General features: G+C 52.9%; 26 protein-coding genes. 21 read left to right on the top strand and 5 right to left on the bottom strand.

Annotated features, from left to right (window positions below; all coding sequences use genetic code 11):
- Position 1 precedes the first annotated feature (1 nt).
- The 7 genes from ESZ91_RS04525 (at position 2) to ESZ91_RS04495 (ending at position 5,355) form a co-directional block, all read left to right on the top strand.
- Entirely contained in the window at positions 2–664 is a 663-nt protein-coding gene (locus ESZ91_RS04525; protein ID WP_129224549.1) for a COG2426 family protein, read from the top strand.
- A 144-nt stretch (positions 665–808) separates the two neighbouring features.
- The gene (locus tag ESZ91_RS04520; protein WP_129224547.1) at positions 809–1,702 is read left to right on the top strand and encodes a substrate-binding domain-containing protein; all 894 of its coding nucleotides are present in this window, start codon (positions 809–811) and stop codon (positions 1,700–1,702) included.
- A 68-nt stretch (positions 1,703–1,770) separates the two neighbouring features.
- The gene (gene pstC, locus ESZ91_RS04515; RefSeq protein ID WP_201270848.1) at positions 1,771–2,664 is read left to right on the top strand and encodes a phosphate ABC transporter permease subunit PstC; all 894 of its coding nucleotides are present in this window, start codon (positions 1,771–1,773) and stop codon (positions 2,662–2,664) included.
- Between the two features lie 10 nt (positions 2,665–2,674).
- Positions 2,675–3,589, top strand: coding sequence for a phosphate ABC transporter permease PstA (gene pstA, locus ESZ91_RS04510; protein ID WP_129224545.1), 915 nt, complete (start codon positions 2,675–2,677; stop codon positions 3,587–3,589).
- Complete coding sequence (pstB, locus tag ESZ91_RS04505; protein ID WP_129226248.1) at positions 3,589–4,341, top strand: phosphate ABC transporter ATP-binding protein PstB; 753 nt, start codon at positions 3,589–3,591, stop codon at positions 4,339–4,341. Before pstA ends, pstB begins: the two co-directional genes overlap by 1 nt.
- A 1-nt stretch (position 4,342) precedes the next feature.
- Entirely contained in the window at positions 4,343–5,038 is a 696-nt protein-coding gene (phoU, locus tag ESZ91_RS04500) for a phosphate signaling complex protein PhoU (RefSeq protein WP_129224542.1), read from the top strand.
- Between the two features lie 59 nt (positions 5,039–5,097).
- A complete protein-coding gene (locus ESZ91_RS04495) occupies positions 5,098–5,355 on the top strand; it encodes a pro-sigmaK processing inhibitor BofA family protein (protein ID WP_129224540.1) in 258 nt (85 codons plus the stop codon).
- A gap of 33 nt (positions 5,356–5,388) precedes the next feature.
- Here ESZ91_RS04495 and ESZ91_RS04490 read toward each other — a convergent pair whose 3' ends face one another.
- Positions 5,389–6,708 carry a glycosyltransferase family 2 protein gene (locus ESZ91_RS04490; protein ID WP_129224538.1) on the bottom strand — a complete coding sequence of 440 codons (1,320 nt, stop codon included), beginning with the start codon at positions 6,706–6,708 and terminating at the stop codon, positions 5,389–5,391.
- Between the two features lie 15 nt (positions 6,709–6,723).
- Positions 6,724–7,458, bottom strand: coding sequence for a DeoR/GlpR family DNA-binding transcription regulator (locus ESZ91_RS04485; protein ID WP_268878047.1), 735 nt, complete (start codon positions 7,456–7,458; stop codon positions 6,724–6,726).
- A 221-nt stretch (positions 7,459–7,679) separates the two neighbouring features.
- Between ESZ91_RS04485 and ESZ91_RS04480 the strand changes: the two genes are divergently transcribed.
- The 4 genes from ESZ91_RS04480 (at position 7,680) to ESZ91_RS04465 (ending at position 12,574) form a co-directional block, all read left to right on the top strand.
- The gene (locus ESZ91_RS04480; RefSeq protein WP_129224534.1) at positions 7,680–8,309 is read left to right on the top strand and encodes a hypothetical protein; all 630 of its coding nucleotides are present in this window, start codon (positions 7,680–7,682) and stop codon (positions 8,307–8,309) included.
- A 343-nt stretch (positions 8,310–8,652) separates the two neighbouring features.
- A complete protein-coding gene (gene epsC / locus ESZ91_RS04475; RefSeq protein ID WP_129224532.1) occupies positions 8,653–9,327 on the top strand; it encodes a serine O-acetyltransferase EpsC in 675 nt (224 codons plus the stop codon).
- A 15-nt stretch (positions 9,328–9,342) separates the two neighbouring features.
- Positions 9,343–10,725, top strand: coding sequence for a cysteine--tRNA ligase (cysS, locus tag ESZ91_RS04470; RefSeq protein ID WP_129224530.1), 1,383 nt, complete (start codon positions 9,343–9,345; stop codon positions 10,723–10,725).
- Between the two features lie 22 nt (positions 10,726–10,747).
- Positions 10,748–12,574 carry an alanine--tRNA ligase gene (locus tag ESZ91_RS04465; RefSeq protein WP_161971052.1) on the top strand — a complete coding sequence of 609 codons (1,827 nt, stop codon included), beginning with the start codon at positions 10,748–10,750 and terminating at the stop codon, positions 12,572–12,574.
- 34 nt (positions 12,575–12,608) lie between these two features.
- Here the strand turns inward: ESZ91_RS04465 and ESZ91_RS04460 are convergent, their stop codons facing one another.
- Positions 12,609–13,154, bottom strand: coding sequence for a hypothetical protein (locus ESZ91_RS04460; protein WP_129224526.1), 546 nt, complete (start codon positions 13,152–13,154; stop codon positions 12,609–12,611).
- A 168-nt stretch (positions 13,155–13,322) separates the two neighbouring features.
- Here ESZ91_RS04460 and ESZ91_RS04455 point away from each other — a divergent pair, with 168 nt between their 5' ends.
- From ESZ91_RS04455 to ESZ91_RS04420, 8 genes are all read left to right on the top strand, one after another.
- Positions 13,323–14,966 (top strand): Na/Pi cotransporter family protein, encoded by a 1,644-nt coding sequence (locus ESZ91_RS04455; RefSeq protein ID WP_129224524.1) that lies wholly within the window; start codon positions 13,323–13,325, stop codon positions 14,964–14,966.
- Positions 14,967–14,979: 13 nt separating this feature from the next.
- A complete protein-coding gene (locus tag ESZ91_RS04450) occupies positions 14,980–15,636 on the top strand; it encodes a response regulator transcription factor (protein WP_129224522.1) in 657 nt (218 codons plus the stop codon).
- Positions 15,637–15,648: 12 nt separating this feature from the next.
- Positions 15,649–17,331: a sensor histidine kinase gene (locus ESZ91_RS04445; protein ID WP_129224520.1), complete on the top strand. Its 1,683-nt coding sequence runs from the start codon at positions 15,649–15,651 to the stop codon at positions 17,329–17,331.
- A gap of 113 nt (positions 17,332–17,444) precedes the next feature.
- On the top strand, positions 17,445–18,131 hold the full coding sequence (locus ESZ91_RS04440; protein ID WP_129224518.1) for a sugar transferase: 687 nt from the start codon (positions 17,445–17,447) through the stop codon (positions 18,129–18,131).
- A gap of 18 nt (positions 18,132–18,149) precedes the next feature.
- The gene (locus tag ESZ91_RS04435) at positions 18,150–19,238 is read left to right on the top strand and encodes a glycosyltransferase (RefSeq protein WP_129224516.1); all 1,089 of its coding nucleotides are present in this window, start codon (positions 18,150–18,152) and stop codon (positions 19,236–19,238) included.
- Positions 19,235–20,023, top strand: coding sequence for a glycosyltransferase (locus ESZ91_RS04430; protein WP_161971051.1), 789 nt, complete (start codon positions 19,235–19,237; stop codon positions 20,021–20,023). Before ESZ91_RS04435 ends, ESZ91_RS04430 begins: the two co-directional genes overlap by 4 nt.
- Positions 20,024–20,032: 9 nt before the next feature.
- Complete coding sequence (locus ESZ91_RS04425; RefSeq protein WP_129224512.1) at positions 20,033–20,836, top strand: ABC transporter permease; 804 nt, start codon at positions 20,033–20,035, stop codon at positions 20,834–20,836.
- A 1-nt stretch (position 20,837) separates the two neighbouring features.
- Positions 20,838–21,602 (top strand): ABC transporter ATP-binding protein, encoded by a 765-nt coding sequence (locus ESZ91_RS04420; RefSeq protein ID WP_129224510.1) that lies wholly within the window; start codon positions 20,838–20,840, stop codon positions 21,600–21,602.
- Between the two features lie 39 nt (positions 21,603–21,641).
- On the opposite strand, the gene ESZ91_RS04415 is transcribed toward ESZ91_RS04420, so the two are convergent.
- Complete coding sequence (locus ESZ91_RS04415; protein WP_129224508.1) at positions 21,642–21,854, bottom strand: helix-turn-helix domain-containing protein; 213 nt, start codon at positions 21,852–21,854, stop codon at positions 21,642–21,644.
- A 93-nt stretch (positions 21,855–21,947) separates the two neighbouring features.
- Between ESZ91_RS04415 and ESZ91_RS04410 the strand changes: the two genes are divergently transcribed.
- Both ESZ91_RS04410 and ESZ91_RS11810 read left to right on the top strand, forming a co-directional pair.
- Complete coding sequence (locus ESZ91_RS04410) at positions 21,948–23,198, top strand: radical SAM/SPASM domain-containing protein (protein WP_129224506.1); 1,251 nt, start codon at positions 21,948–21,950, stop codon at positions 23,196–23,198.
- Positions 23,198–23,332, top strand: a complete 135-nt coding sequence (locus tag ESZ91_RS11810; protein ID WP_268878040.1) for a hypothetical protein — start codon at positions 23,198–23,200, stop codon at positions 23,330–23,332. Before ESZ91_RS04410 ends, ESZ91_RS11810 begins: the two co-directional genes overlap by 1 nt.
- 94 nt (positions 23,333–23,426) lie before the next feature.
- On the opposite strand, the gene fusA is transcribed toward ESZ91_RS11810, so the two are convergent.
- The gene (gene fusA / locus ESZ91_RS04405; protein WP_129224504.1) at positions 23,427–25,493 is read right to left on the bottom strand and encodes an elongation factor G; all 2,067 of its coding nucleotides are present in this window, start codon (positions 25,491–25,493) and stop codon (positions 23,427–23,429) included.
- Between the last annotated feature and the right edge of the window lie 46 nt (positions 25,494–25,539).

The following is a 25,539-nucleotide window of genomic DNA, read 5'->3' as shown; positions in this document are numbered from 1 at the left end:
TATGGATCTTGGAAATATCCTGTCGGCGGGCGTCACCGAATGGATCAAAGAACTGTTCGCGCGCGTATTCGGCGATAATGCGGCGCTCGCGACCGTTCTCATATCGATCGTGCCGATCATCGAACTCAAAGGCGCGATCCCCTTCGGCATGAGCACGGCGTTCTGGGGCGAACACGCCCTGTCGGGCGGCGCGGCGCTCGGATGCGGCATATTGGGCGGGCTGATCGTCGCGATCCTGCTTTCATTTTTGCTCGAGCCTTTGGTGCGCTGGCTGAAAAGCACGAAACTTTTCAAGCGGCTCATCGAGCGTTTCGAACACTCCGTGCGTGAAAAGGCGGAAAAAATGGAGAGCGAGGGCAAAGCGCAGTCTTCTCCCCGCAAAAAAACTTTTTATAAAATGCTGGGCGTGTTTCTGTTCGTGGCTGTGCCGCTACCGCTGACGGGCGTGTGGACGGGCACCGCGATCGCGGTGTTTGCGGGGCTCAAATTCTGGCAGAGCATTCTTGCCGCGTTTGCCGGCAACGTGGTCGCGGGGCTGTTGATCTCTTTCGTGTGCACGGTGTTTCCCGCGTTCACGACGCTCTTATTTTATCTCATCATCGCCATCGTGCTGATGGTCGTGGTGTATAAACTCATCAAGGGCCGATTGTACAAACAAAACTGAATTTTCCCGACGGGATCTCCCGTCGGGATTTTTTTATGCCGATTGCGTAAAATAAGGTTATTACAAAATTATGACAACATTTGCGAAAAGATTAGACATTTTGGGTTTATACTCGAATTACAAAGAACAAGGAGATCGAAAAAAATGAAAAAGATATTGCTTGCGATTCTGAGTATCGCAATGGTAGGCGTTTTAGGCGTTGCGGCAGTCGGCTGCGGCGAGGACAAAATGACGGACACGATCACGGTGATCACCCGCGAGAGCGGTTCGGGAACGCGCGGCGCGTTTATCGAACTGACGGGCGTACAACAGAAGGATAAGGACGGCAACAAAGTGGACAGGACGGTCAAGACCGCGCAGGTTGCCAATTCTACCGCGGTAGCGCTGCAAAACGTACAGAAAAACCCGAGCGCCATCGCTTATATTTCGCTCGGTTCGCTCAACGACAGCGTCAAAGCGGTGCCCTTTGAAGGGACTGCGGCTACCGTAAACAACATCAAAAACGGCTCTTACACGCTTTCGAGGCCCTTCAATCTCGCGTACAAAGAGGACAACGACAATCCCACGCTGGCGGATTTCATGAAATACATCGCGAGTACGGAAGCGGCGGAGGTCATCAACGGAGAAGATTTCATTGCGCCCGAAAATACGGCTTCGTACACGAAACCCGCTACGGCGCCTACGGAAAAACTGGTCGTCAACGGTTCCTCCTCGGTGTATCCTTTGATGCAGGCGCTCGTCGAAAGTTACTGCAAGGCGTCGGGCGTTTCCAAATCGACGATCGATCTGCAATTCAACGATTCCACGGCGGGCATGACGGGTGCGATGAACGGAACGTACGATCTGGGCATGGCGTCGCGCGAATTGGAAGAGAGCGAGGCCGCGGCGCTGCAATCCGTCGTGCTGGCGACCGACGGCATCGCGGTCATCGTCAACAATATGAATCCCATCACGAATATTACCAAAGAACAACTTTGCAACATCTATATCGGCGTCGCGACGAAATGGTCGGACGTGGGCGTGTCGGTAGAGGCGTAAAGCAAAAAATAAATCGGGCTGGCGGGGCTTTGTACAGACCCGCTTTTGCCGCGTTCTGAGAGGAAAAAATGGAACAAACCTTACAGGAAGGCGTAAAACGCGCCGTAAAGATCCAATGGAAAGAAACGATCATGAGGATCGTCTTTATTATCTCCGCCGTCGTATTCGTGGCGGCGGTGGCGACGATCTGCGTGTTCATTTTCGCGCAGGCGTTTCCCGCGATCGCCGAGATCGGCATCATCGATTTTCTGTTCAACGGGAACTGGGCGCCTACCGACGGCAATCCGAGTTACGGCATCGCGACCATGATCGTCGGGTCCTGCTACATTACGGCGGGCGCGCTCGCCATCGGCGTACCCATCGGTTTTCTGACCGCCGTATTCATGGCCCGCTACTGCCCCCGCCCCGCGTACAAGGTGCTGAAACCGCTCACCAATATTCTGGCGGGCATTCCCTCCATCGTGTACGGGTTTTTCGGCGTGGCAGTCATCGTCCCGCTCATCCGCCGCACGTTCGGCGGATCGGGCTCGAGTATTCTGACCGCGTCCCTCGTTTTAGGCATCATGATCTTACCCACCATCATCAGCGTGTCGGAAAACGCCATCCGCGCCGTGCCGAAAAGTTATTACGAGGGCGCGCTCGCGCTGGGCGCGACCAAGGAACGCGCGATCTTCCGCACCGAAGTGCCCGCGGCGAAATCGGGCATCATGACCTCCATCATTCTGGGGCTGGGGCGCGTCATCGGCGAAACGATGGCGGTCGTCATGATCGCGGGCAATCAGGCGGTGTTCCCTTCGAGCATACTCGACGGTGTGCGCACGATGACGGCGAATATCGTCATCGAACTCGGCTACGCGACCGATCTGCACCGCGGCGCACTCATCGCCACGGCGGGCGTGCTGTTCGTATTTATTCTCATCATCACGCTGCTCGTTTCGCTCATCCGCAAAAAGTCCAGATAAGGAGGTATTTATGGAACGCGAAAAAATTCTGCCCGCATCGCAAATGCCGCAGGGCGCCGTCGCCATCAACAGGCAGAGCGTATCGGATAAACTGCGCGCCTATCTGAAAAAACCTTTTTCGCTCGGCGCGCTCGTATTGGTGCTGCTTGCGGCGGCGATCACCGTGGGCGCAGTCTTGTGGGTGCTCGTCTATACGCTCGTACAGGGCGTTCCCAACCTGTCCGCCAGACTGTTCGAATGGGAATATACCACCGAAAACCAATCTATGCTGCCCGCGCTTTTAAACACGCTGTTCATTGCGGGCACCGCGCTCGCCGTCGCCGTGCCGCTCGGCGTGTTCGCCGCGATCTTTATGGTCGAATACGCGAAATCCAATAACGTGTTCGTCAAGATCGTGCGCATGGCTGCGGAAACGCTGGCGGGCATCCCTTCCATCGTGTACGGCATTTTCGGCATGCTCTTTTTCGTACAGTTGTTCGGTTGGGGCACTTCCGTTCTCTCGGGCGCGCTCACGATGGCGCTGATGATCCTGCCGCTCGTCATGCGCACCACGGAAGAGGCGTTAAAAGCCGTGCCCGATTCTTTCCGCGAAGGCAGTTTCGCGCTGGGCGCAGGAAAACTCCGTACGATCTTCAAGATCATTCTGCCCTCCGCCATGTCGGGCATCATCTCGGGCGTTATATTAAGCCTTGGCAGAATTGTGGGGGAGACCGCCGCGCTCATCTATACGGCGGGCACGGCCACCAACGTGGCGGGCGGATTTTTAAAGGGCGGCGAAACGCTCTCCATTCACGTCTATATTCTCGCGACCAACGCGCTGTACGAAAAGGAAGCGTGGGCGGCGGCCGTCGTGCTCATCGCGCTCGTTCTCGTCATCAACGGGTTGGCGGAATTCGTCGGCGCAAAACTCAAAAAGGAGTACTGATCTTGGATAAGTTCAACGTAAAGGGATTAAATTTATATTACGGCAATTTTCATGCGCTGAAAAATATTGATATGGACATCAAAGAAAAGGAGATCACCGCGTTCATCGGTCCGTCGGGATGCGGAAAATCCACCTTTTTGAAATCGCTCAACCGCATGAACGACCTCGTGCCCGACTGCAAAATTTACGGAGAAGTGCTGATCGACGGCGAAGATCTGTACGGGAAAGTGGACGTCAACGATCTTCGCAAGCGCGTGGGCATGGTGTTCCAGAAACCCAACCCGTTTCCCATGAGCGTGTACGACAACGTCGCCTACGGCCCCAAGACGCACGGCGTGAAAAAAAAGGCGGCGCTGGACGAGATCGTGGAAAAATCTTTGCGGCAGGCAGCCATCTGGGATGAACTGAAAGATCGTCTGAAAAAAAGCGCTCTGGGGCTTTCGGGCGGACAGCAGCAGCGCCTTTGCATCGCGCGCGCGCTCGCCGTCGAACCCGAAGTCATTCTGATGGACGAACCGACGAGCGCTCTCGATCCCATTTCCACCTCCAAGATCGAAGATTTGGCGCAGGAACTGAAACAGAATTACACCATCGTCATGGTCACGCACAATATGCAGCAGGCGGCGCGCATTTCCGACAAGACCGCGTTTTTTCTGTTGGGCGATCTCATCGAATTCGGCGAAACTGATCAGATTTTCGATAAGCCGCGGGACAGGAGAACGGAAGATTATATCACGGGGAGGTTTGGCTGATATGGTCAGAAATCAATATAACGAGCAACTCGCGGAACTGAAATCGTTGCTTACCGAAATGGGGGATCTGAATTCGCAGGCGATCGCACAGGTGGTCGCGGCGCTCAAAAGCCCCGCGATCCCTCCCAGAAAAGAGGGGGAATTGTACGGGAGCGTCAGCGTGGTGCGCGCTATCAAACGCTATGAAAACGCGGTGGACGAAAAGGAGAGCGAGATCGAGCGCCTGTGTTTAAAACTCATCATCCGTCAGCAACCCGTCGCAAGCGACCTTCTTTTTATCACTTCCGCCATGAAGATGATCACGGACATGGAGCGTATCGCCGACCAGGCGGTGGATATCAGCGAACTGGTGGTCAAAATGAGCGGGTTGAAAGAGGGGGAGATCCCCGAAGAGATGAGCGCGATGGCGGACGCGGTGCAGAAGATGGTCGTAGGCGTCATGCAGGCGTTCACCGAGCGCAGCGAGCAAAAAGCGCGCGAGATATGCCGCGCGGACGACGTCGTGGACGAATGTTTTATCAAAATCAAAACGAAACTGACTTCCGTCATGCACCGGAGCGGCGACGAGGGCGGCAACGAACGCGCGCTCGATCTTTTGATGGTGGCGAAATATCTCGAACGCATCGGCGACCACGCGGTGAATATCGCTGAATGGGTACTCTTTTCCCTGACGGGAGAACATAAAAAATTGGGTTGACGATTTTCGCATAAAGGATCGCGGCGCGGCGCATACTATCATAAAAAGGAGAGTTCGATATGAGCCAAACCATTCAATATATCCTGATCGCGGCGGCGGTCATCGTGCTGTTGCTGATCGGTCTGAAGTTATTCAAAGCGACGTTCAAAACCATTTTTACGATCGTTTTAAACGCCGTCATCGGCGCGCTCGCCATCTGGCTTTTGAATTTTATCCCCGCGGTGGAAATCCCGCTCGTGTGGTGGACGGCGCTGCTTGCGGGTATTTTCGGCGTTCCCGCGGTCATCATCATGCTGATCGTCAGTCTGATCAAATAGTAAAAGCGCACCCTTTCGGGCGCGCTTTTTTTATCAGGACGCTTTGTCTTTCATGATAACCGTTTGCGGCACGTCCGTCTTTACGGGGACGAGTTGTTCGATCCTGGTCGTGTCCACGTGTTTGATTTTTTTCCAGGTGACGTGCATGAACAGGCTGAAGATCGCGAGCGGGATCTCGATAAAATCGAACCAGGGGAAGAGCAGTACGTACAGGACGAGTTTCTTCGTCGTACAATGAATGTGTTTCCGTTCGCGTATGACGACCACGGTGCCGGTGAACACGGTCATCAGCCAGAAACTCAAAAGGTCCATTCCCATGCTTTTGAGCGTCGCCAGCGGCCCGTAGGAATCCATCACGGTGCCCGCCTGCACCGCGAGCGCGACGGAAAGGGCGGTGACCGCCAAAGATATGACGGTCGTGACCAAACCGTAAGGAAAGGCGTAAAACAACATATCGAAACACGCCCATTTCTGCGTTTTCTTTTTGAACATGCCCGCGATCTCCTGGTGCGCATAGGCAAAAAACGCGTAAAGGCGGCCCTTGAACCAACGCATGCGCTGTTTGATGACCGTTCCGAATCCGACAGGCTGTTCGTCGAAAAATTCCGCAGCCTCGCAGTAGCCGATCTTATATCCGTGCGCCACGAGGTAGAGGGTGAGTTGGGTATCCTCGGTCAGACAATACCAGCGCCAGCCGTCCTTTAAAATCTCCGCTTTCACGAGATAGCCTGTGCCGGCGAGGTGCGTGGCGGAATTCAATAACTGCCTGGGGCGGTGGTATGTGAGCGAACTTCTGTAAAAGTGAATGCCGTACGCGGCGGAAATGCAATTCGTGTCGAAGTTTTTCGTATTGCGGTAGCCCGTAATTACGTCGAGTTCGCCCGTATCGAACGCTTTGTTCATTTCGGTGACGTAATCGGGGCGCAAAAGGTTGTCCGCGTCGAAAAAGAGATATCCTTCGAAATTTTCGATGCCGTAATCTTCCTTGATCCGATCGAACCCGAACCCGAGCGCGTAACCTTTGCGCGCTTTGGAAAGATCGTGCCGCTCGTACACGGTGGCGCCTTTTGCGCGCGCGATGGCGGCGGTTTCGTCCGTGCAGTTGTCCGCGATCACGAACACGTGCAGTTTGTCTTTGGGATAATCCTGCCCCGCAATGCTGTCCAACAGGTTGCCGATGACCTTTTCTTCGTTGCGGGCGCAGATCACTATGGCGTAACGATGTTTCTTTTCAGTAACTGAAAAGGTTTTTGCCTTGCGGCAAAAACCTATGATCATATAAACGAATTTATAAAAGGACATGACTAAAAAGACTTTCAGTATAATGTCCAGTACGCGGATTGCTGTTTCCATATTCTCCTCTTTCTTTTAAACGACTACGATATTTTTGCTTTCGAAACTTGCTTTTACCGCGGCGGGCAGATTATCGTCGGTAATGAGTACGTCGATGTCCTCGGGGGATGCGAAGGTATAGGGCATGATCTTGTCTATTTTGGAAGTATCGAGCATCATATATACCATTTTCGCTTTATCCAGAATAAATTTCAGAAGGTCGGCTTCCACCTGCCCCAAACAGGAAAACCCGTGCGCGAAGGAAAACGCGGAAGCGGATATGATCGCAAGTTCGAAATTCGTGTTTTCCAGAAACACCCGCGAATAAGGGGACGCGGTGGAAAGATTTTCCTTGATGAGCGTGCCGCCGACCAGCACCACGTTGGGCTGTTTTTTGTGCGCCAGTTCCTCCGCCACGGCGATGCCGTTCGTGAAGATATGGCAGGGGCGGTCGGGAAGTTCTTTCGCGAGGTACATGGCGGTAGTGCCGCCGTCCAGAAACAAACTCACGCCCTCGTCGATGAGCGCCGCCGTCTTTTTGGCGATCGCCTTTTTCGCGTCGGTGTTGATGGTGGTCTTCTGCGCGTACGCCTCCCCCGAGCGCTTTTGCACTTCCAGAACCGACATGGCGCCTCCGCGCACGCGGATGACCTTGTTTTCCTTTTCCAGTTGCAATAGATCGCGCCGCAGCGTCATGTCCGATACGTCGGGAAATTGCTCCGCCAACTCTTCCAGACTCATTTTGCCGTTCTTCTCGATGAGAAGCGCGATCTCTTCGATTCTCGTTCGTTTCGTAATGGGGCCCCCCTTATGGTCGAATATCGGTTATTATTATATCATAAGCGTCGGCTAAAATCAATAAAATGTTCAGGAATTGTGAATTCTTTTCAAATTTCGGTGAAAAGACGGAAAAATTTTTCCGCGCACGCGAATTACTTTGTTTTTTCGCGCAAATCATGTATAATAGTGTCAAGAAAATATCGAGGTTGACTATGAGTGAAGATCTCATTCGCGATTTAGACGAATACTTTGCTAAGAAATACGAAAATTACGATCTGATCGCCGGCGTCAAGAGTTACGAATCGGTGACCATGTGCATGATCCTCAAAAATCAGAACCGCATCGAACAGGGCGAAATGGCGTCCAACGAAATGCGCAAAATATACTGTCAGCCGCAGCCCGCGGTGATTTTGAAAGAGGTCAAGGAAAAGTACGTCGACAACAATTTTTCCTTTACCGTAAAGGTCGCGCCCTTGAAACTGCGCTGGAAGGCGATTTTTCATCACAGCGCCGTGCCCGCCGCGCGCATCGAAAGCGTCATCGAGAAAAAGGGCTTTTCCCCCGCGGAATTTTACAAGGAGTTCGACTATCCCGAGGCGACCTGGAAGGGCATTTTGAAGGGCAAATACCTTCCCGAAAAGAATCTGATCTATCAAATCGCGCTCATAACGGGCGCGAGCCTTGAAGACGTGAACGGACTTTTGGCGGCGTGCGGATACTCGTTCGATTATTCCGACGCGCGCGACGTGGTGATCCGTTTTCTTTTAGATTACCGCATCACCAATCCCGAAATGGTGCAAGCGGCGTTCGCGGAATACAAGATCGCGCCGCTCATCGCGTAAAAACGCTTGCATTTTGCCGTAAATCGTGATAAAATGACGGCACAAATCCAATTAAATAGTGTTTCCGATGCGGAAAAAGAGTATCAGCGAGTTTCAAAGAGAGTGCCGACGCGGCTGAAATCGGCGCAAATTTTTGCTGAGAAGGTGCGTTTCCGCGCTTGAGGACGGGCCAATCCCCCGCGGTGCGCGCCGTTATCGCGCCAACGAGAAAAGCCTTCGGGCTTTTGAAGTAAAGTGGAACAGCGTGCATTGCGCCTTTATATACTGTATAGAGGCGCTTTTTTTATTTGGAAGGAAAAAGGGCGGCTTCTTTGCCATCGAACGCGATAGGAGGAAACGACAAATGTTTTTCAAACGGCTGCGGCAGGATATCAACGCCGCAAAGCGCAACGATCCCGCCGCGCGCAATAAATTCGAGATCTGGCTTACCTATTCGGGCGTGCACGCGCTCTCCTGGCACCGCGGCGCCCAGTTTTTTTATAAGATCAAGTTAAAACTCCTTGCGCGCATGATCTCGCAGTTCGCGAAATTTTTAACGGGCATCGAGATCCACCCCGCCGCGAAGATCGAGGGGGGCGTGTTCATCGACCACGGCGCGGGCGTCGTCATCGGCGAAACGGCGGAAGTCAAGAGCGGCGTGGTCATTTACCAGGGCGTCACGCTCGGCGGCACGGGCAAGGAAAAGGGCAAGCGCCATCCGACCATCGAAAAAGACTGCATCATCAGCGCGGGCGCCAAAGTTCTGGGCGGATTCACCGTGGGCGAAGGCGCGAAGATCGGCGCGGGCGCCGTGGTCTTAAAAGAAGTTCCCCCGCACGCGACCGTGGTCGGCGTTCCCGGCAGAGTCGTGCGCATCAAGGGCGAAAAACCAGACCTTTTGCAGGAAAAAGCCGATCCGAATCTCGAAGAGATCTGCTCGCTGCGCTCCCGCGTGGCGGAGTTGGAAGCCGCGCTCGTAAAACTGACGGGCGGCGAATTTCAGCCCTGCAAACCGCACGGCGGCGAACAAAAAGAATAAAAAAGAGGCAAAAAAATGAAATTATACAACACGCTCACGCGCAAAAAGGAAGAATTCGCGCCGCTTGACGGCAAGACCGTCCGCATGTATTCGTGCGGGCCGACCGTTTACAACTTCGCGCATATCGGCAATATGCGTACGTATATTTTTATGGATATCCTGCGCCGCACCCTGCGTTACGAAGGCTATAAAGTCAAGGGCGTCATGAACATCACCGACGTGGGGCATCTCTTGAGCGACGCAGACGAGGGCGAGGACAAAATGGAAAAGGCGGCGAAAGAACAGCGGAAATCGCCCTACGAGATCGCGGATTTTTACACGAAAGTGTTTTTCGACGATCTGAAAAAACTGAATATCGGCAAGCCCGAACTCACCCCCAAAGCCACCGAACATATCCGAGAAATGCTCGATTTCGTCTATGCGCTGTGCGAAAAGGGCTACGGTTACGAAACGAGCGACGGCATTTATTTCGATATTTCCAAATTCCCCGCCTACGGGCAACTTTCGGGCATCAATTTAGAGGATCAGAAAGCGGGCGCGCGCGTCGAGGTCAACGACGAAAAGCGCAGCCCCTTCGATTTCGCCATCTGGAAAAAGGCGCCCAAAGAGCACATCATGCAGTGGGACAGCCGTTGGGGCAAAGGGTATCCCGGCTGGCATATCGAGTGTTCCGCCATGAGTAAAAAATATCTCGGCGAAGTGTTCGATATCCACACGGGCGGCGTGGACCATATTCCCATCCACCACGAAAACGAGATCGCCCAAAGTTACGGCTATTCGGGCAAAAATCCCGCAAAATTCTGGATGCACGGCGAATTTATGCTGGTGAACAACGGCAAAATGAGCAAAAAATTAGGCAACACCTATCTCGTGAGCCAGTTGGAAGAAATGGGTTATTCGCCCATGTGTTTCCGCTATTTCTGCCTGAACACCCATTACCGCAAAAAACTCAATTTCACGTTCGAGGGCATGGACGGCGCCAAGACCGCCTACGCGCGGCTGTGCGCGCTCGTCGCAAAGCACAGAGAGGGCGAAAACGACGTTTCCGACGAAAAACTCGCGGCGTACAGAAAGGAATTCGAAGAGGACGTCACGGACGATCTGAACGTTCCGGGCGCGATGGGCGTGCTTTGGACCATGCTCAAAGAGCCTGCGAGCAGGAAAATTTACGCGCTTGCTCTGGAAATGGACAAGGTTTTCGGTCTGAAACTCGACGAGGCGAAGGCGGAAGAGGTCAAAGAGGAATTCCCCGCCGAGATCACGGCGATCGCAAACGAGCGCGCCGCGGCGCGCGCCGCCAAAGACTGGGGCAAGTCGGACGAACTGCGGGCGAAACTCGACGAACTCGGCTATGCGGTCAAGGACACCAAAGAGGGATATACGCTTACGCGCAAATAAGCGAAGAGAGGAATATTTGAAAATGATAACGAGCAAACAACTGCGGAACAAATGGATCTCATTTTACGAAAGCAAGGGGCACGTCAATATCGGCGCGGTGTCTTTGATCGGCGACGGCAGCACGGGCGTCATGTTCAACGTGGCGGGCATGCAGCCGCTCATGCCCTACCTTCTGGGACAACCTCACCCTGCGGGCAAGCGCCTGTGCAACGTGCAGGGCTGCGTGAGAACGGTCGATATCGAATCGGTGGGCGACGCGTCGCATTTCACCTTTTTCGAGATGATGGGCAACTGGTCGCTGGGCGACTACTTCAAAAAGGAAAAGACCGCCTGGTCGTTCGAACTTTTGACAAAGGAGTTTGGATTAGATAAGGACAAACTGTGTTCCACCGTGTTCGCGGGCAACGAGAGCGCGCCGCGCGACGAGGAAACGGCGAAATTTCTCGAAGAGTTGGGCATCCGTAAAGAAAATATCTTCTATCTGGATAAATCCAACAACTGGTGGGAGTTGGAGGGCACCGTCGGCACGCCCTGCGGGCCGGATAACGAGTGGTTTTATCCGCTGCACGACGAAAAGTGCTGCGATACGTGCGATATCAACTGCGCCTGCGGTCGCTACGTGGAGATCGGCAACGACGTATATATGCAGTATAAAAAGTTGGAAGGGGGCAAATACGCGCCTCTGGAAAACAAAAACGTGGATACGGGCTTCGGGCTGGACAGAATGCTTGCCTTTTTGAACGGGCTGACCGACGGTTACAAAACCGACCTGTTCAGCGGCGTCATCGCGTATCTGGAAAAAATTTCGGGCAAGCGCTACGACGACGGCGGCGAGGCGCAAAAAGCCATGCGCATCATCGCGGACCATACGAGGACTTCCGTCATGCTCATCGGCGACGTGAACGGCATCGTACCCTCGAACACGGGCGCGGGCTATATTCTGCGCCGACTGATGCGCCGCGCGGTGCGTTACGCGAGAACGCTGGGCATCGAGAGCAAAGAACTTTTGAACGCCGCGAAAATATTTATCGAAGAGGTGTATAACGAGGCGTATCCGCTCCTGCCCGAAAAGGAAGAGTACATTTTGCAGGAATTTTCCCGCGAGATCGAACGCTTCGAAGCGACGCTGGAAAAGGGCATCAAGGAATTCGAAAAGTGCGTAAACGGCATCGAGCGCAAAAACGAATTCATGTCCAAACAAAATCCCGATTACGTGAAAGAGAGTGCCATCGGCGGAAAACAGGCGTTCAAACTGTACGATACGTACGGTTTTCCGCTCGAACTGACCGAAGAGTTGGCGGCGGAGCGCGGCTACACGGTGGATGCGGCTGGATTCGAAGCGGCGTTTAAAGAGCACCAGCAAAAGAGCCACGCAGTGGCGGAAGGGCAGTTCAAGGGAGGGCTTGCCGATACGGGCGAGGCGACGACAAGGCTGCACACCGCAACGCACCTTTTGAATGCGGCGTTAAAAAAAGTGCTTTCCCCCGATATCAACCAGAAGGGCAGCAATATCACGCCCGAGCGTTTACGGTTCGACTTCAATTTCTCCCGTCCGCTGACGGAAGAGGAGATCAGAGAGGTGGAAGCGCTCGTCAACGAGAAAATCAAGGAAGATATTCCCGTCGTATTCGCGGAAATGCCCTACGAACAGGCGCGCGAAGAGGGGATCACGGGCGTATTTGACAGCAAGTACGGCGAAGTGGTCAAAACGTACAGCATCGGCGGTTTTTCGCGCGAGATGTGCGGCGGTCCGCACGTCGGGCGCACGGGCGAGTTGGGCACCTTTAAGATCGTAAAGGAGCAATCCTCCGCCAGCGGTATCCGCCGTATCAAAGCGGTTTTGGAATAAAAAAACGGCTGTTCCTCATGGAACAGCCGTTTTTTTATTGTTTTTCAAAGTCTTCCAACAGTTTTGCCGCCTCTACGCCGAGGCTTATCCCCTTACGAAAGCCGCGCATTAAAAATTCGTCCGCAACCGGCGCGTTCATTCCGTAAATCGCCATGTCGAGTTGATGGAGCAGTTCATTATTCTTTAACTTTTGGGCGAGTTTTGTTTCATAATAAAAATATGCGCTTTCGCGCGACTCTATTTCTGCATTCGTAAACGGCATTTCGCAACAGAAAAAATCCTGAAAATAAGTGTTGTATAATACAGAATGTACGCGGTCAAAACAGTCTGCCGTTTCCAAACCGAACAAAATGCCGTAGCGCAGTCCCTGCGCGTAACTCTCTTCCTTTTTAAATGCCGCCGCTTCTTGCGAGACCTTTATTAAACGTTTCAAGTCTTCGCGGCCTTGCTTGTCCAATCGGGATAAAAGTTGATTTTTGACCTGTTCGCATTCTTTTCGCTCCATATCGATTTCCTTTAAAATATCTTCGGACAAAGTTTCTCTTTCGCCTTTCATCATAGTTTTTACAATTTTTTTCATATGTGCTCCTTTATTTTTTATAGGCTCATTTTAGCAAAATTGCAAAAAAATAAAATATAAGTTTAGAAACTCTCAATTATTTTATTACAATTTTATTACAAATTTTACAAGTGTATTATACAACTTTTCCGTAAAATGAATGTGTAGTTTTCACAAGAGGAGCACGTTATGGATTATTTTTGGGCGTTTATCGGGCTTTTGGCAGGACTGGGAGCGTTTTTATTCGGCTTTAAAGTCTTATCCGAAAGCATCGAAAAACTGGCGAACAGCCGCATGCGCCGCTGGTTCGATAAAACCGCCAAAAGCAAACTCGCGGGCGTGGGCATCGGCACCGTCACCACCGCCATCATTCAGAGTTCTTCCGCCACGACCGTCATGGTCGTAGGCTTTGTCAATGCGGGCATCATGACTTTGTATCAGGCGACCGCCATCATCATGGGCGCAAATATCGGCACCACCATCACCGCCCAGATCGCCTCTTTGCAGGCTTTCGACTTTATCGCGTTCGTCACAGTGTTCGCCTGCGTCGGCGTGTTTATGGATATGCTCTCCAAAAACGAAAAGATCAAGACCATCGGCGTCGTGCTCGCGGGGCTGGGGCTCGTCTTTCTCGGCTTGCAGGTCATGTCCGATTCCATGTCCATTTTCCGCGATTCCCAGTCGTTCAAAAACTTTTTGACGGGCGTGAGCAATCCCTTTTTGCTCCTTCTCATCGGCGCCGCGTTCACCGCCCTCGTACAGTCGAGTTCCGCGGTCACTTCGCTCATCATCGTCATGGTCGGCGCGGGGCTGTCCATCGGCGAACCCGGCAGCAACGGCGTTCTCTTTCTCGTGCTCGGCAGCAATATCGGTACGTGTATCACCGCCATTCTCTCTTCCGTCGGCGCGAGCACCAACGCCAAGCGCGCCAGCCTGATCCATCTCATGTTCAATGTGTTCGGCTCTATCATTTTTACCGTCTTTCTGCTGTGCTGGCCCTCTTTCATGCAGGATACGCTCGTGCGCTGGTTTCCGCAGGCGCAGACGCAGATCGCCATGTTCCACACCTTTTTCAACGTCATCTGCGTGGCGATTTTTCTGCCGTTTACCTCACTGTTCGTCAAGATCGCGACCAAAGTCATCCGCGAAAAGAAGGAAAAGTCTGTGGACGAGGCGCGCTTTCTCGACGAACGTATCTTGCAGACGCCCGCCATCGCGCTCAACCAGGCTACCAAGGAGACCGATTATCTCGCGCAACTCGCCATGCAGTCTTTGAGCGTCGCTTTCGAAGGGTTCATCGAGGAGAACGTGGACGCCAAAGCCAAGGTGGACGAACTCAACGCGCGGTGCGCCGATCTCGAACGCCGCATCGTCGATTATCTGATCAGAATTTCCTCCAACGACGTGTCCTACGGCGACGAAAAGATCATTTCCGCGCTGCACCACGGCGTCAACGATATCGTGAGGATCAGCGAACTTGCCGACAATATCACCAGATACACCGCTAACTGCAAGCGCGACGACATCACTTTTTCGGACAGCGTAAAATCTTCGCTCAAAGATATGTTCGAAAAAATCCTCGCGCTGTACGCGAGCACCAAACAGGTATTCGCGGAAGGGGACGTGACCGCGCTCAAAGCGGTGGATTCCATCGAGGACGAGATCGATCACGCCCGCCGCGCCATCGTGGACAGCCATATCAGGCGCCTGAACGACGGCAGATGCCGTCCCGCGTCGAGCGGCGTGTTCATCAACTTAGTCGGCAATCTCGAACGTGCCGCAGACCATCTGACCTATTTGGCGCATTCGTTTGATGAATCGCCCGCGGTGTGATATAATGGGAACCATGAATAAGAAAGTATATTTGTTGGAAGACGATACGAGTATCTGCGAACTCGTGCAGTGCGCGCTTGAAATGTCGGGCATCGAACTTTCGGCGTACAATACCGTATACGAATTCTGGGCAGCGCTGGAAAAGAGCGCGCCGTCGCTCGCGCTTCTGGATATCATGCTGCCCGACGGCAACGGATTGGAAGTATTGGCGAAGATCAAACAGAAATATCCGCAGGTGAGTTGTATCATGCTCTCCGCGCTGGGGCAGGAAACGGACAAAGTGCGCGGGCTGAATCTGGGCGCGGACGATTACATCGCCAAGCCTTTCGGTATTTTGGAACTGACTGCGCGCGTCAACGCCGCCCTTCGGCGCCACGGCGAGAGCGCGGGCATCGTGCGCGGGGATCTGGCGCTCGACGAAGAGACCATGACCGCGACGCTGCGCGGCGTAAAACTCGAACTCAACAACAAGGAATTCAACCTTTTGAAATATCTCATGCAGAAGGAGGGCAAGGCGCTTTCGCGCGAAAATATCCTCAACGCGGTCTGGGGGTACGACGAAGGCGAAACGCGCACGGTGGATAATCACGTGGCGCGCCTTCGGAAACTCGGCATCGACTACATCGAAACGGTGTTCGGCGTGGGGTATAAATTCGTTTACAGGGAATAACGGGGAAAAACTATGCTCAAACGCATTCTGTTGATCACGCTCATCGTTACGGTATCGGGCGTGGTTTTCTTTTCTTTGCTGTCGGCAAACGTATATTACAATTCGTCGCTGGATTTCGCGAAAAACCAACTTACGCGATACATGGAAGAATTCGAAGAGGACGAGCCCTTCGACGAGGCGGGCGCTGCGGCGCTTTCCGAAAAATTGTTCGGCGCGCGCGTGACGTATATTTTATTCGACGGAACGGTGGTGGCGGACAGCGACGGCGCCGCTTCGGATTATCCAAATCATCTGGGGCGGCAGGAAGTGAGCGCCGCGCTCGGATCGGGCGCGGGTTTTGCCGTGCGCAGCAGCGCGTCCGTCAATGCCGACATGATATACTACTGCGTCAGGGTGAACGCGCGGCTCGTCTCGGGCGACGGCACCGTTTACGACGACGGGGCGCTCGTGCGCATTTCCATGCCCACCGATTCGCTGTGGTCCATCTTCGTCGATTCGCTGCCCACGCTTTTATGGTTTCTCATTCTGGTGGTGCTGTTCAGCCTGTTCTTCACCTGGCTTTCCACCTCCTATATCTTAAAACCCGTGGAAAAACTCACGCGGGAAATGTCGCTTTCGGGCGGCCGCCACGTGTCCACGAAATACCGCGAATTGCAGCCCATCGTCAAACTGATGAACGGTATGAGCGACGAGATCAAGGACAAAGTCAAAAAACTCAACGCGGACAGCGAGTTGGAAATACTCATACTCGACAGCATGGAAAACGGCATGGTCATTTTCCGCGATCCGAAAGACGTGATCCTCATCAACCGCACCGCGGCGAAACTTCTGGAATACGAGGAGAACGAACCCGTGCGGCTGTTCGTCGAAGACGCCGAAGTGAGCGCCGCGCTCGCGGGAAACGAAACCGCGTCGGTCTCGCATAAATTCGGCGAGCGGGAATATATGCTGCGCTTTACAAAAGTGGAGGAAACGCGCGTGCTTCTGATGACCGACGTCACCGAGGCGGTGTCGGCGGCGCGCAGCAAGAACGAATTTATCGCCAACGTCACGCACGAAATGAACACGCCGCTCACCAGCATCAAGGGTTTCGCGGAACTGATCGGTTCGGGCAATCTCGATAACGAGCGCGTGTCCGAGGCGGCTGCGACCATTCTGCGGCAGAGCGAACGGCTGTCCAATCTTATTCGCAGCATCATCAATTTCAGCGCCATCGATAACGACGAACTGCCTCCCTACGACGTCGATCTCACGGCGCTCGTCAAAGAGACGGCGGCGCCGTTCGGGCCGCGCATCGCGGAGCGGAATATTTCGTTCACGCTCGAAGCGGAGGAGGGGGTGATCATCCTTTCCCGCCGCGAGCGCATGATCGAAATTCTGAACAACCTGATCAGCAACGGCATCCGTTACAACAAGGATGGCGGCGATCTGAAAATCACGCTCACGGGGGGCAAAATTCCCGAACTTTGCGTATCGGATACGGGCGTCGGCATTTCCGAGGAAAATCTGCCGCATATCTTTTCGCGCTTTTACACGGTGGATAAATCGCACAACGGCACGGGCGGCGGATTCGGGCTGGGGCTCGCCATCGTGCGCAAACTGTGTACGCGCGCGGGCTGGAAATTGTCCGTGGAAAGCCGCCTCGGAGAGGGCACGACCTTCAAAATTCGCTTTTTTCCGCCAAAAATTCTATGATTTGATATGTAAAAACCGTGCAGAATATGATAAAACGGTAAAAATTCTTTTAAAATGTAATAATATTGTAAATTTTAATTTACTTTGCGCATTTTAAATGATATAATCTTGGTATGAAAATGTATTTGTACGTAAAATATGCTTTTTCGTACGTGATTGCGGCGGTGCTCGCCGTCTTGACCGCTCCCGTGATCGCCGTTACTGCGATCGCGATCAAACTGGAAGACGGCGGCAAAGTCTTCTTTTCGCAGGAGCGCACCGGCAAGGGTATGAAAAGGTTCAAAGTATATAAATTCCGAACGATGACTTCGACAAACGTCGCGTTCGATAAGGACAACCCCGTGGTTTCGGGCAACAGCATGCACGTGACCAGAGTGGGGCGGATCATCCGCAAGTTCAAGATCGACGAATTGCCGCAGATCTACAACGTGCTCAAAGGCGATATGTGTTTCATCGCGCCCCGCCCGCTGCTCCCTTCCTATGAGAAGGATTACCGCGATTGGGAAAAGGTGAAATTCTACGTCAAGCCCGGCCTTACGGGGCTGGGACAAGTGAACGGCAACGGATATCTTTCCACCGAGGAACGCAATTATTACGACGTCTATTACGTCATGCACGCGTCTTTATGGCTGGATATCAAGATCTTCTGCAAAACGGTGTTCGTCGTCCTGTTCGGCGAAGAAAAGTTTATCAATCACGTTCCTTTGAACGAATATTGCAAGGTAAGAAATCAGGCGAAAGCGCTTTGGGCGAGCAAACATTACGTCCGCAGGGTATTCTCCCCAAATTTCGCGGCCTGAAAAACAGGAAAAACTTCTATGACTGACGGGAAATTGAAGATCGCGCAGGTCGTAGGCAACGCCGCACTCGGCGGGGTCTCGTCCTGCGTTTTTAATTATTACAAGCACATCGACAGGAGCCGCGTCGTATTCGATTTTTATACCTACGGCGAGAGTCCTTTCGACGAAAAAATACGCGCGCTCGATCCCGATGCGCGCATTTTTACCGTTCCGAGCCTTGTCCGCTTTTATAAATCTGTGCCCGCGCTGACGCGGTTTTTCAGGGAACAGAATTACGACGCCGTGCACTCGCACATGACCACGCTGTCCGCGTTCGTTTTACACGCCGCGAAAAAAGCGGGGGTGCCCGTGCGCATCTGCCACTCGCACAGCGCCGCCAACCGCTATGCCGACCATAAATTCGTCAAAGACGTGTTGAAGCGCTTTGCCGCCAAAGACGCCACGCACCTGATGGCGTGCGGCGGGGACGCGGCGAAATACTTGTTCGGCAAAGATTGGCGGAAAGCGTTCATTATGAAAAACGCGGTCGAGTTGGACGCCTTTTCCGACGTTCCCGAAAAAAGCGAGGCGAAAGCCGCATTGGGGCTTTCGGGTACGGTGCTCGGGTTCATGGGGCGGTTCGCCTACCAAAAAAATTTATATTTTTTGCTGGACGCCTTTTCGCTGGCGGCGAAAGAGGATCCTTCTCTGACGCTCGTTCTCGTCGGCGACGGCGACGAGCGGGAAAATCTGGTACGTTACGCCGAGGAGAAATGCGGCGGCCGCGTCCGCTTTTTCCCGCCCACCAAGACGCCCGCGCTCTTCTATGCGGCGATGGACGCTTTTTTGCTCCCTTCGCGCTACGAAGGCCTGCCCGTCGTGGCGATCGAGGCACAGGCGGCGGGCGTTCCCTGCCTGTTTTCCGATCTCATCACGCGCGAGTGCTCGTTCGCGCCGCAAAACGCTTTTCTTTCGCTCTCGACAAAAAAATGGGCGGAGGCGATGCAAAAAATTCCCGATAAGTGCGTAAAAGCGGTTGACATTTTGCGCGCCGAGGGGTACGATATTCGTACGGCCGCCGAGCGGCTCGCCCAAACGTATTTTGATTTTTGCGGGGAATGCGAGTGATATCCGTCATTATGGGCGTATATAACGCCGAAAACAGCGTGGAACGCGCTGTCCGCTCCCTATATACTTATACGGGGGACATGGAAGTCATCGCCGTAAACGACGGCTCTAAGGACGGCACCGCGGACAAGTTGTTTCGCCTGTCGGAAGAGTTTCCGTCGCTGAAAGTGTTTTCGCTCGAAGAAAATTGCGGGCTCACGTATTGTCTGAATTTCGCGCTGGAAAAGAGCGCGGGCGAGTTCGTGGCGCGCATGGATGCGGACGATATCTGCCGCGTCGGGCGCTTCGAAAAGCAGTTGGCTTTTTTAAACGGACATCCCGATTACGCCTTTACGGGAGGCGGCGCCCGCCTGTTCGACGAGAAGGGCGTCTACGCGAGAAGGTCTTTTCCCGCACAGCCGCAACTTTCGGATATCATACGCGGGAACCCCTTTATCCATCCCACGCTTTTGTTCCGCCGCGAGGCGCTCTTAAAAGTCGGCGGATACCGCGACGTTTCCAAAACGGTGCGCAGCGAAGATTACGATCTCGTATTCCGCCTGTATGCGGCGCGCCTGTACGGATATAATTTACAGGACGATCTCATTTCGTATTACGAACCGCGAAACCTCGCCAAAAAGCACACCTTCCGCACCCGCCGCAACGAATTTTACGTGCGTATGTACGGGAGTCGGCTCAACCGTTCCGTCAAGGGCAGATTTTATGCGTTCAAGCCGCTGATTCTGGCATTTTTGCCCGCGGGGCTGTATCGCAGATTGCATAAAAACAGAGAAGAAAAGTTATAGAGAGAAGACATGAAGCAAATCGGCATTTTGAATCAGGCGGCACAGCGTACCTATCTTTTGCGCCTGCTCGTCAAACGGAATATCAGAAATCAATATTACGGCTCGTTTATCGGCGTTTTGTGGACGGTTTTGAACCCGCTTTTGAATATGCTCGTGATGGCGTTCGTCTTTTCGCAGATCTTCGGGCGCGACGGGATCGAGTTGGATTATTCGGTCTATGTTTTAAGCGGAAATATTATTTTCAACGTGATGCGCGCTTCCACGTCGGGTTCGCTTCCGTGCCTGGTCAACCAGCGCAACCTGTTGCAAAAAAACAAGATCTCCGTCAGCATCTTTCCCATTTCCAACGTCCTGTCTTCGCTGGTTACGTTCGGATTTTCCTTTATCGCGCTTGTGCTGGTCATGGTCATCCGCATACTGATGGGGGCGGACGTCGCTTTCCATTGGGAAATGCTGATGACGATCGTTTTGCTTCCTTCGCTTCTCCTGTTTTCTCTGGGGATATCTTTATTTTTAAGCACGTTATTTGTGTTTTTCCGCGATATTCAGCATATTTATTCGGTATTGCTGACGTTGTGGACGTACCTGACGCCGTTATTTTATACCGTAGATAAACTGAACAGTCCTATGGTCACCAAGGTCATGGCGTTCAATCCAATGTATCATTATGTGGAATATTTCCGAACGCTGTTGATGGGAGGGATGCCCTCTCTGGCCGAACACCTGATCTGTTACGGGTTCGGGATCGTTTTCTTTTTGTTGGGACTGCTTTTTATGCGGCTGACGAAAAATTCCATTGCGGCGAGGTTGTAACATGGCAGAAAAAAACGATTCCAACCAACTCCTCGTGGACGCGCGCGGCGTCAGCATGGATTTCAACGCATTTACCGAACGAACGGACGATTTGAAAGAAGTCGTCGTAAAACTGTTCCGCGGCAAACTGAAAAAACAAAAATTTCATTGTCTGACGGATCTTACCTTTCAGATCCGTTACGGCGAATCGGTGGCTTTTATCGGACGGAACGGCGCGGGCAAAAGCACGCTTTTGAAAATTATCGCGGGCACGTTGCAGCCGACGCGCGGCAAAATAGACGTGTTCGGCAAAATCACACCGCTGTTACAGTTGGGCGCGGGGTTCGACGGAAACGCCAACGGCATGGAGAATATCTACCTCAACGCCGCCATCATGGGCTATACCAAAAGGCAGATCGAAAATAAGATGGACGACATTTTAAAATTTGCCGAACTCGGAGAGTTTATCAATTCGCCCGTCAAGAATTATTCTTCGGGTATGCTGTCGAGGTTGGGTTTTTCCATCGCCATTAATATGGATTCCGACATTCTGCTCGTCGACGAGATCCTCGGCGTGGGCGACGCGGCGTTCCAGAAAAAATGTTATGCGCGGCTGATGGAGAAAAAAGAACAGGGCACGACGTTTATCATCGTTTCGCACACGCGCAGCGTGGTCGATCTCTGCGAGCGTGCCGTTTGGCTGAAAGACGGCAAGATCGAACAGGACGGCACCGCGAAGCAAGTCATTGCAGATTATACCGCTTACTTAGATGCTGGTGGTAAATAAAAGAAAAATAAGCGCTCTCCGCCGATCGGCGGAGAGCGCTTATTCGTCAAATCCGAACAACTCGTTTGGTGTAATGTTATAAAATAAACATAATTCGATAATTTGTCCGTAATTCAGTTCAAAGACTCCGTTTTCAAAGCGACTGTATTGCTGTTGCGTCATTCTGAAATGAGCGGCAACTTCTTTTTGCGTCAGTCCTTTTGCCTTGCGGGCATCGCGCAAGCGTGACCCGACCAATTTTGCTGTTTCCATATTAAGAAAATATCATTTTGTGATGTAAAATGATTGACATACATCATATTATGATGTAAAATAATAAAAAACATACGTTACAAACGGAGGATTATGCGGGAATACGAGGTATGGGAATGGAAACAGGACGTTGTATTTGTCGAAGGTGAAAAACGCGCAGCCGTTTACGATTTCCGCAGCGGCGATGTGTATTGGCTGGACGAAGAGGGAAAATCAATTGCAGAACGCTGTATTTTGCATGGTGAAAGGGCGAGCGGCGGGAACGAACGGAAGTTTATCGAGGAGATACGTGCTTTAGGGCTGTATCATGGCGAAAGCACGCATCGTTACCTTCCTTCAGTCACGCAGGCCCCTCTGACTTTTGCCTGGATCGAAGTTACGCAAAAGTGTAATTTGCGTTGCGTTCACTGTTACGAGGGCACTCGGCATGAAGCCGAAGGGGAATTGACGCGGGAAGACTGGCGTCGCGTACTGCGCGAACTGAAAAACGAAGGCTGTTTTCGTGTGCAGTTTATCGGCGGGGAACCCTGCTGTAATAAAGATCTGGAAAACCTTGTGAGGTACGCCTGCGAGTTGTCGTTCGGACAAATCGAAATTTTTACGAACGCAACGTTTTTTAGCGACGAGTTGACAAACCTATGCCGTGAAAACAAAATTCATGTGCGTGTTTCGTTGTACGGAGATAGGGCGCAGATACACGAGACGATCACGGGTGTGCGCGGAAGTTTCCAAAAAACGGTCGACACCGTCCGCCGTTTACGGGAGTCCGGAATAAAAGTGAGCATCGCCGTCGTGCTGATGAAAGAAAATATAAACGAACGCGAAAACATAATCGCTTTTTTGAATGATCTGAAAATCGACGATTATAAATTTGACGTCATACGTAAAGTCGCGGGCGGGATACAGAACAGGCACCTCGTGTCTAGAAAAGAAGAAGTCAAATACGCCTGTCGCACAGAACCTGTTTTCAGGGCTGAAAAAGAATGGTTTGCTCGCGCCATGGGGGAAAATACATGCTGGGCGGGAAAACTTGCTGTCTCCTCGGACGGGAGCGTTTACCCCTGCGTGTTTGAGCGGAATCTTTCGTTGGGCAATGTGCGTAAACAGAATTTACATGAGATCGTGTGCGGAGAAACGGCGTTACGCTATCGTAAATTACATTTCGGATTGATCGAAAAATGTTGCGGGTGTGAATTTCGTTTCGCCTGTTCGGACTGCCGTCCCCTCGCCAGTGCCGAAAGCGGAAACCTGTTTGCAAAGAATCCAAGATGTCTGTATGACCCTTCGACGGGGATATGGAATAAAGGCACTTCCGAAAAAAATAAAATAGGAGGTATAAGGTGATGATTGAAAAACTTAAACAAAGCCAAAGTTATTCTTGCGCGCCCATGGGCGATTCGTCTGACAGCGGCAGTTGCAACCCCAAAGGCGCATGTGCACCGAGCGGTTCCTGCGGACCCGAATATACCAGACACTGACAATAGTTGTTATTAAGCATAGGAAGTGCGGGGCGGTGTAAACCGCCCGAAAAACAAGCCCCGACAGAAATCTGTCGGGGCTTGCCGTATATTTTTAATTGTTTTCCGCCTGCCGCGCCCTGACGATCTTTTCCGATTCCGCTGCGGGCACTTCGTCGTAGCGTTCAAATTCGGCGATAAACCGTCCGCGTCCCTGCGTCATGCTGCGAAGGTCGGTCGCGTACTTGGAAAGTTCCGACTGCGGCGCCTCCGCGTTTACGATCTGCATACCCTCCGCCATGTCGATGCCGAGGATGCGTCCGCGGCGCTTGTTCATATCGCCCATGATATCTCCGAGATATGCTTCGGGAATACGGATCTTTAACCGCATGATCGGCTCCAAAAGGGTGGGTTGGGCGTTTTTCAGCCCTTCTTTAAACGCGATCGCCGCCGCCAGTTTGAACGCCATTTCCGAGGAATCCACGTCGTGATAACTGCCGTCGTACAAGACTGCGCGCAGCCCCGTCACGGGATATCCCGCCAGAACGCCCGACGGCAGACATTCCCTGAGCCCCTTTTCCACCGCGGGGATATATTGTTTGGGCACGCTGCCGCCCACGACTTCTTCCGCAAACTCGAAATCGCCGTCGAAAGGCTCGAACCGTATCTTGCAGTGACCGTACTGTCCGTGCCCGCCCGATTGTTTTTTGTGCTTGCCCTCCGCCTGTACGATCTTGCGGATGGTCTCGCGGTAGGCGATGCGCGGCGTTCTCAAAGCCGCCGACACGTTAAACTTCGCCTTTAATTTTTTATTGATGACGTCCAGATGCGTTTCGCCCTGACCGCTTAAAATCATTTCGCCCGTATCGGCGTTCTTCTCCACCGTAAAGGTGTAATCTTCTTCGGATAATTTATTGAGTCCGCCGAAAATTTTATCCTCTTCGCCCTTTTTGTCCGCGTACACCGCCATGGAATAGACGGGGCGGGGGAAGTGAATGGCGTCGAACTTCACTTTCGCGTTCTCGTCGCAGAGCGTGTCGCCCGTGTTGGTCGAGATTAGTTTGTTCACCGCGCCGATATCGCCCGCGCCCAGTTCGGAAACGGGCTCCTGTTTTTTCCCTTTTAAAAGATAGATCTGACTGATGCGTTCGCTTTTGCCCGTCGTCGCGTTGTACACCGTCGAGCCCGAGCGGAGCATGCCGCGGAATACTTTCATGATATTGAGTTTGCCGACGAAAGGATCGACCACCGTCTTGAATACCTGCGCCGCAAAGGGTCCGTCCTCCTCGCAGGAAACGCCCGTCAGTTCGTCTTTCATAAGGTCGGTCGCCACCATTTCGCGGCGTTCCTTCGCCTTAGGCATATATTTTACGATCTCGTCCATCAGATTGATGATGCCCTTGTTCTGCAGCGCCGAACCCGCCATGACGGGAATGGTGTTCACGTTGTAAATGCCCTTGCGGATGCCGTGCACGATCTCGTCGCGCGTGAGCGCGCCCTCGGAAAAATATTTATCCAAAAGCGCGTCGTCGTTCTCCGCCGCCGTTTCCGTCAGGCTGTCCTGCATTTCTTTGAGCGTCGGCAGCATATCCTCGGGAATGGGGATCTCCTGCAAGCCCGCGTCGGAAAAGCGGTATGCCTTTTCTTTGATGGCGTTGATATAACCGATCATTTTCTGCCCCTGCATGATGGGGATCTGAATGGGCGCGATCTTGCCCGCGTAATTTTGTTTGAGCGCCGCCACCGTGCCCGCGTAGTCCGCGTTGTCCTTATCCATGCCGTTGATGAAAATGACCATAGGCAGTTGCGCGCGCTGGCAGATCGCGATCGCCTTTTCCGCGCCGACCGTCACCGTTCCGTTCGCGCCCATTACGATGAGCGCGCCGCCCGCGGCGCGGAGCGCCTCGTTCATCTCGCCTTCGAAATCGTAAAATCCGGGTACGTCCAAAAGGTTGATCTTCGCTCCCTCCCATTCGGTGTATGCGACCGAAAGCGAAATGGACATCTTTCGCGCGATCTCCTGTTCGTCGTAATCGGTTACGGTGTTCCCGTCGGGAACTTTGCCCAAACGGTCGGTCGATCTGCCGTTGAACAGGATCGCCTCGCAGACCGAAGTTTTGCCTTCGCCACTGTGCCCGATGATTGCAAGGTTGCGGATGTCTTCCGCCTGAATTTTACTCATAAATCTGCTAACCCCCTAAAATATAGCCTGCAAGCAAAGATCAATC

Source organism: Candidatus Borkfalkia ceftriaxoniphila, from assembly GCF_004134775.1.
Classification (GTDB): domain Bacteria; phylum Bacillota; class Clostridia; order Christensenellales; family Borkfalkiaceae; genus Borkfalkia; species Borkfalkia ceftriaxoniphila.
This window is presented reverse-complemented; position numbering and strand designations above follow the sequence as displayed.